Source organism: Cohnella sp. CFH 77786 (genome assembly GCF_019400745.1).
GTDB lineage: Bacteria > Bacillota > Bacilli > Paenibacillales > Paenibacillaceae > Cohnella.
The window spans coordinates 1-1,754 of the sequence record NZ_WJIB01000038.1 but is presented as its reverse complement, the minus strand read 5'-3'; the positions used below and the strand labels follow the sequence as shown (position 1 = coordinate 1,754).

At 71.9% G+C, this 1,754-nt stretch carries 1 protein-coding gene; it reads right to left on the bottom strand.

The features are described 5' to 3' along the window. A partial coding sequence (locus tag GE107_RS26200; RefSeq protein ID WP_219644647.1) for a non-ribosomal peptide synthetase occupies positions 1–1,754 on the bottom strand: 1,754 nt, incomplete at both ends.

The window sequence follows — 1,754 nt, the reverse complement described above, 5'->3', positions numbered from 1 at the left end:
CTCCGTCCCGTTCTCCGGCGCCGCGTATTCCGTCCCCGTCGCCATCTCTTCCTCCGGCTCCGGCAGCGCCTTGCGGTCCGCCTTCCCGCTCGCCGTCAGCGGCATCGACTCCAGCTGCACGAACGCCTCCGGGATCATGTACGCCGGCAGCCGCTCCGCGCAGTGCCGCCTCAGCTCTCCCGACGTGCACGCCCGGTCCGCCACCACGTACCCGACCAGCCGCTTGCCCCCGGCCCCGTCGTCCCGCGCCGCCACCGCCGCCTCCGACACCGCCTCGTGCAGCAGCAGCGTCCGCTCGATTTCCCCCAGCTCGATCCGGTACCCCCGGATCTTCACCTGGTCGTCGATCCGCCCCAGGTACTGGATTTGGCCGTCCTCCATCCATCTCGCCAAATCTCCCGTCCGGTACATCCGCGTGCCGGGGACGAACGGGTTCGGCACGAACTTCTCCGCCGTCAGCTCCGGCCGGTTCACGTACCCTTGGGCCAGCTGCACCCCCGCGATGCACAGCTCCCCGGGCACCCCGACCGGCAGCGCCCGCCCGCCTTCGTCCACCACGTACAGCGACGTGTTGTCGATCGGTCTCCCGATCGGCACGAACGGCAGCCCGCTCTCCGCCTCGCATTCGTGCACCGACACGTCCACCGTCGCCTCCGTCGGCCCGTACAGGTTCACCAGCTTCACGTCCGTCAGCCCCATGGACCGCATCAGCCCGTAGAACCGCTCCACGTGCGCCCGGTGCAGCGCCTCCCCGCTCGCGAACACCCGCTTCAGCGTCCCCAGCTTCTCCCGCAGCCGCTCCGCCGGCTCGCCCTGCATCGCTTCCAGGAACGCCGCCAGCATCGACGGCACGAAGTGCATCGTCGTCACCCGCGCGCGTCCGATCGCCTCCGCCAGCTCCGCCGGGTCCTTCTCCGCCCCCGGCGCAAGGAACGCCGCCCCCGCGCCCGCCAGCATCCACCAGAACAGCTCCCACACCGACACGTCGAAGCTGTACGGCGTCTTCTGCAGGATCACGTCGTCCGCCCCCAGCGGATACGCCTTCTGCATCCAGTTCAGCCGGTTGATCACCGACCGGTGGCGGATCATCACGCCCTTGGGCCGCCCCGTCGAGCCGGACGTGTACAGGATGTACGCCAGCCCGTCCGGCGACGCCACGGGCTCGAACGGTTCCCCCGCCAATTCCCCTTCGCCCGCTGTTACTTCCCCCGCTGACGATCTCTCCGTCTTGTACGCTTTCCCCGCCAGCGATTCCGGCACCGCTGACGCTTCCTCGGCCCGCGACGATCCCTCACCCGCCGGCGCCTTCGCGGCCCGCGGCGCTTCCGCCGCACCTTCCCGCCACCGCGCGTCGTCCAGGTCGAGCAGCGCCGCGCCCGGCGCCGCCCGCTCCGCCGTCTCCAGCCATCCGCGCTGCGCGCACACCGTGCGCAGGCCGCAGTCCTCCGCCATATACCGCAGCCGCTCCGCCGGAAAGTCCGGCGGCAGGGGCACATAGGCGCCGCCCGCCTTCAGGATGCCGAGCAGCCCCGCCAGCATCGCCGGAGAGCGCTCCGCCATCAGCCCGACCGGCTCCTCCGGCGCCAGCCCCCCTTCCCGCAGCGCCCGCGCGATCCGGCCGGAACGCTCGTCCAGCTCGCGGTACGTCAGCGTCTCCTCCGCGAACGCCGCCGCGACGCGGTCCGGCGTCCGCTCCGCCTGCTGCCGGAACATCGCCGGCAGCGTCAGCTGCTCCGGATACGGCGCCTCCGTGT